Genomic DNA, 6269 nt, shown 5'->3' on the forward strand with positions numbered 1-6269 from the left:
CTAGATATACCAAGTAAAACTAATTCAGCTTCTTTGATACCTTTTCCTGGATCTTTACCATCATCGTATTTAACTGCAAATTCAATTGCCGCTATTCTTCTGAAGTAGCTTTCATCCATTTTTCTTATCCTTCCAGCTTCTCCTAATGGTTGTTTACCAGTTTTTTCAATTAATATATTTAATATATCTGTCATTAAATCTATTTTTAAAAGTCCATTTTCATCGCAGAAATCCCTTGCCATTTTAGCTAATTTAGGATCTACTAATGTATATACAAATAATGCATTATTTTCCTTTGCACTATTTAATATATCTAGTAAATTTTCTTCAGTTCTTACAAAAGCAAATCTTCTTATATAATATTCATCTTCAGTTAAACCAAATTGTGATACTGCAGCCCTTGAAACCTGTTGGGCTGTTTCTCCTATTGAATCTGAAACTGCATAAATAATTAAACTCTCCATATAAAGTAATCCTCCTTAATCTCCAGCTATCTCTAAGAATAATTTTGTTATATTTGTCTTCGAAATTCTTCCTAATACCTTTGTTTTATTATCATCTACTTCTACAACTGGGATAGAATCTACTTCATGTTCAATAATCTTTCTAGCTGCTAATATTATACTGTCTTGTTTTTTTACAGTTACAACATTAGGAGTTCTCGTCATAATCATTCCTATTGGCATTTTATTTATATCAAACCCGCCAATTGTGGCTTTTAATAAATCCTTTCTAGATACTACACCACATAAATTTTCTTCATCATCTATAATAAATATACTTCCAACATCAGATAAAAACATTTCTACTATTACATCGTATAAACTAACATCTTTTTTTACTACTACAGGCATACCCATTATATCTTCAACTTTCTTTTCTTTTATGTCATTTCCCAATAGATTTATTTGACTAATACCTGTATAAAAATATCCAACTTTAGGTCTTGCATCTAATATTCCTGTCATTGTCAATATAGCTAAATCAGATCTCAATGTAGCTCTCGTAACATTTAACGCAGCCGCTATATTTTCACTAGTTATAGGTTGATTTTCTTTTACGATTTCTATTATTCTTTGTTGTCTTTGATTAAGTTGAATGATAATCACCTTCTTTCAATATGCTATACTTTTTATGTTTTTTTCTTATATAGTATATTATATAATTATATGTGCTATTCTGTAAACACTTTTTTTTATTTAGTGTGACATATTTTTATTTTTTATATAAATACTACATATAATTGTGCTAATTATTAAACATTATTACTTTTTCAATCCCATTTTTTAGTATTATTTATATCTTTATGTTATATAAATTTTTATAAAAATTCAATATATAGTTACATATTTATGTTATTTTTTATGAAAAAAAGAGATATAAATATAGAAATCATTCTATTTTAATATCTCTTTACAAGTTTTTAATATTTAAATTAATGTAAAATATATTATTTTTTAATACACATATTTATTACAATAATATAGCATATTACAGATACTTAATAAATATATACACCATAGATATAGTTAATACTATTATTGTAGCTGGGAAAGAATACTTACAATAATCTTTCCATCCAATTGAATAACCTTCTTTTTCAGAAACTGATATTCCAACAACATTGGCAGAAGCACCTATAGGTGTAGCACTTCCTCCTATATCAGTCCCCATAGATAATGTCCACGCCAAAGTTGACAAAGGTACTCCTTGAGATATGGCAAGTGTTTTAATAACTGGAATCATAGTCGCTGCAAAAGGTATATTATCTACAAAAGCACTTGCTATCCCAGATACCCATATAATAATAGCTATCATTAATTTTATGTTTCCTCCACTTACTTTTCCTATAAATCCAGCTATCATCTCTAATATACCTGTTTTTTCTAATCCTCCAACTACTACAAATAATCCAATAAAAAATAATATTGTTTTATAGTCGACTTTTTTAATCAAATTAAATGCTTTTTTTCCAGATGCAATCAATGTTAAAATTGCTACAAATAATCCAATAAATGCTACTGTAAATCCTGTCTGTGCATGTGTAATTAATAATAAAACTGCAATTCCAAATATAATAGCGCTTATTACAAAGCCTTTCTTATCTGTAATTGCATCTTTTGGATTTGGATAATATGATGCATCTTCATACTCTACTGCATAATATTCAGAATTAACTGCTTGTAAATTATATTCTTCTCGTTCAATTTGGTCTACACCACAGCCTTTAAGCTGATTTCTAAAACACATATAGAAATAAAAAATTATAACCACCATAGATATAAGAGCTATTATCCCTGTGTTTGTAATAAAATCTCCAAATGTATATCCTAAAGATGTACCTATTATAATATTAGGTGGATCTCCGCACATAGTAGCTGAACCTCCTAAATTTGCACAAAATATCTCTGAAATTATAATCGGTACAGGATTAAATTTCAATAAATTAGCAAGCTCAATTGTAACAGCTACTAAAAATAAAATTACTGTAATACTATCTATAAACATTGCTAAAAATCCAGACATAATCATAAAAGTAATTAAAATTGGTATAACTTTATAATTTACCATTTTAGCAATATTTAAGCAAAGCCATCTGAAAAATCCAACTTCTCCCATACCTTCTACCATTACCATCATACCTGCTATAAATATAATAGTAGACCAGTTTATTCCCATACTAGATTCTTCTGCTTTTCCTAAAGAGTGCCAAAACTCAATTTTAAAAATACTCTGAATATTTAATATATCTTTAATTGCCTCTAAACTATTCATAGAAAGTCCAAAAACAACTACAATTACTAAAAATCCACAGACAACCGTAACAATATGCCTCTCTATTTTATCTACAACTATTAAAACAAACATCGCTAAAAATATTAAAACCGCTAAAATCTGAGCTATCATCTACCAAACATCCTCCATTTTTAATGTATTTACAACTTTTTTATATATTTTTATTGTATTTACAACTATATTTAATATATATTATCTTTTGAAATTTTTCAATATTCTTGCTAAAGTATACTGTATACTTTTATTATTTTATATGTACTATGAAAAAAGCCCCTTCTTTGTTTAAATTTTTTTTAATACTATAAAACAAATTTGGGGCTTTTATATATTTTTTAGATTTTTATACTACATTAATATTTCTACTGCTTCTTTTAATGTAGTTATTTCTCCTACATTACCTGGGAATATAACATATGGTGTTTTAGGGAATTTACTTTCTTCTCCAGTTTGCCATACCGGTATTCCTGGTTTTATTTGTCCCATAACATTAGCTTTTTTAACTGCTAGCGCTTTTGTTCCTACATCACTTGATGTTATTCCTCCTTTAGCTATAACAAAGCTTGGTTCAACAGTAAGTCTGCCAACTAAAGATTGTACTGCATCTGATATTTTTACCGAACGTACTAAAGCATCTTCCTTGCTGTCATTTTCTACTACTAATAATTTTCTCTTTGTATAAGTAACTACAGTTGTTCCTTCTGATATATATTTTTCACTTAGAGAAACTACTCTTTTTATTTCTTCTTCAAATTTAGCTTCATCTAAAACTAAATCAGAATCAAATTCTATAAATTCTATTCCTTCTACTTCTTTTAATGATTCTAATTGAGAAGTTGTCTTTTTAGTATGAGATCCTATTACGACAATTCCTCCATTTTTATTGTCTTTAACTATCATTTTTTCCTTTGTAAGTAGAGGCTGATCTGTTATTCCTCCAATTACCTTTACTATCGCTGCAGCTGTTCTAAACATATAAGTTTTTCCTTTTGCCATAGCTCTGTATAAGGCTACACAGAATACTTTTATGTCGCAGTAATCAACTGCATTTACTACTATTTTATTAAAATTATTTACATCTAGTAATTGTTTTTCTATTTTATCGAAATTTAAGCTTCTAATATCATCTAATGATATACAAGTTACATCTTCTTTTTTGTATTCTCCGTTAGTTTTTTCTTCTATGTATTCACACATATCAGATGAAGTGTATCCAAATGTTTTGTCCTTTGCAAATTCAGTTTCTCCTGCTGGCACTAGAGTATTGTCGTATTTTACATAGTGGATGTTGTTTATTGTAAATCTTCCACCTTCTTTAAAGAACGGACATAATATTTCACCGTCGATTTTTTTACCGTGTTCTCCTTCAATATCCTTTAATAATTTAGTTTCTAGTGGATAATGACCTCTTAAAGTTGAATCACTTCTACTCATTATTATGTACTCTTTATTTAAATCAGCTCCTACCTTTGCTACAGTATTTGCAATTTCTGTATGAGCTTTGATTGTTTGTTCTGTAGTAAATCCACGAGAATTTGTAAGTATATAAAATAATTTATTATCTTCTTCAAATCCATTTCTTATACTTTCTTCTGTCCAATCTGTATAAACTGATACATCGTGAACAGTTTGTACTCCTGTTGGATCATCATCTAAAACTACTATTTTTTTATTGCTGTTTTCTATTTCTTTATTTAATAGTTCATCTACATATGTTTCGTCTATGCTCTTAAAGCTATTTAATATATCTGCACTTATTGATTCTGTTTTCATAATTTTTTACCTCACACTAAATAAATTTTTAATTTTAAAAACCTATACTAATTTTATATTTTATAGTCCAGGTAGTCCTATTACACTATTTAATACGTTTAATATAAGAACTACTGCAAATGCTGAAAATCCAGCAAGTGTTCCACCTATTGTCCATGAATTCAATGTGTCTTTAACTGAGATACCACCAAATCTAGATAATACCCAGAAGCCTGAATCATTTGGAAGTGATAATCCTACACCACCTGCACAAATTGCAAGACCTACTAATACTGGAGAAGCACTTGTTGCAGCTATTGCAGGTCCTAATATTGAAGATGTTGTAACTAATGCTACTGTAGTTGATCCTTGAGATACTCTTAATAAAGCGCTTAATACAAATCCAAGTACTACTGCAGGTATACTTAAATCAGACATTGTAGCAACTAAGAAATCTCCTATTCCACTTGCATTTATAACACTACCAAATGCTCCACCTGCACCTGTTATTAAAAGTATTAAACCAGCTGAATCTGCTGCTTCAATAACAACCTCTGAAAAGCTTTTTTCAAAGTAGCTGTGAAGTAAAGCAAACGCTACCACTGAACCTATTAATAAAGCTATGTTTTTATCTCCTAAAAATGATGCTACTGATACTATCATTGAATCTGCAGGTAATACTGCTTTTATTACATTTGATAATAAAATTATGCATATTGGAAATAATAAAGTAAACATTGATAAACCAAATGATGGCATATTTTCGTCGCTTTCTGTTGCTGTAGCTGCTACTTCAGCTTCTGATTTATCCATTTTGAATGCTTCTGCCTTATTAAATCGTTTTCCATATAGCCAACCACCGACTAATATAGCTGGAAATGCACATAATATAGAATAGAATATAAATGCTCCGACATCTGCATTCATATTAGCTGCTACTGATAATGGTCCTGGTGTAGGTATAACCATTGCATGTCCTACTATTGTCCCAACACCTAGTGCACATATAAATATCATTAATGATTTTTTAGTTTTATCTGCTATGTATTTTACTATTGGCATCATTATAACGAATGCTGCATCCATATAAACTGGTATTGAAATCAAAAATCCTGCTGTTGTAACTGCTATTGCTGCGTTTTTGTTCCCTGTTTTACTAAGTAATCCATTTGCTATAGATTGTGTCGCCTTTGATTCTGACAATACATTACCAAATACAATTCCTAAACCAATTACTATACCTATTGAACCTAAAGTATTACCAAATCCTGATGATATAGTTGAAGATATATCACCTATTGGCATACGTACTAAAAATCCTGTTAAAATTGATGTTAATAATAGTGCTATAAAAGGGTTTAATTTAAATTTAATTATTGAAACTAGCAATATTAATATAGATATTGCGAAAACTATTAATAATCCATAACCTGTTATCATTTTTTCCTCCTAAATTTCCTATAAGTTATTTATTTGCTTTCCTTTATTTTTTATATTTTTTTGAGGAAATTATATTTCTCCATAGATTTTAGAGAAATATAATTTTCCTCTTAATTTTCATTGTCTGTCTATATTTTTATTATTTATCGCTTACTTTAATACCAGCTAATTTTTCAAAATATTGAACTATACCACTGTGGTCGTCATTCATATGTCCTGATACTTTTAACGCTTGAAGTATTTCAAATAATTGACTAGTAAGTGGTAATGGCACATCTATATCA

General features: G+C 28.6%; 5 protein-coding genes. All 5 read right to left on the bottom strand.

What is annotated here, in order from left to right:
• On the bottom strand, positions 1-464 hold a 464-nt coding region (locus tag ACI3VO_RS03235; protein ID WP_439756540.1), incomplete at its 3' end, for a kinase/pyrophosphorylase.
• A 15-nt stretch (positions 465-479) separates the two neighbouring features.
• Positions 480-1109: a helix-turn-helix transcriptional regulator gene (locus ACI3VO_RS03240; RefSeq protein WP_439756541.1), complete on the bottom strand. Its 630-nt coding sequence runs from the start codon at positions 1107-1109 to the stop codon at positions 480-482.
• A 382-nt stretch (positions 1110-1491) separates the two neighbouring features.
• Positions 1492-2907 (bottom strand): SLC13 family permease, encoded by a 1416-nt coding sequence (locus ACI3VO_RS03245; protein WP_439756542.1) that lies wholly within the window; start codon positions 2905-2907, stop codon positions 1492-1494.
• A 234-nt stretch (positions 2908-3141) separates the two neighbouring features.
• Positions 3142-4566, bottom strand: coding sequence for a four-carbon acid sugar kinase family protein (locus tag ACI3VO_RS03250; RefSeq protein ID WP_439756543.1), 1425 nt, complete (start codon positions 4564-4566; stop codon positions 3142-3144).
• A 60-nt stretch (positions 4567-4626) separates the two neighbouring features.
• Positions 4627-5985 (bottom strand): GntP family permease, encoded by a 1359-nt coding sequence (locus ACI3VO_RS03255; RefSeq protein WP_439756544.1) that lies wholly within the window; start codon positions 5983-5985, stop codon positions 4627-4629.
• Positions 5986-6269 lie beyond the last annotated feature (284 nt).

Origin of the sequence: Intestinibacter sp. (genome assembly GCF_051866655.1) — a bacterium.
Taxonomy (GTDB): Bacteria; Bacillota; Clostridia; order Peptostreptococcales; family Peptostreptococcaceae; genus Intestinibacter.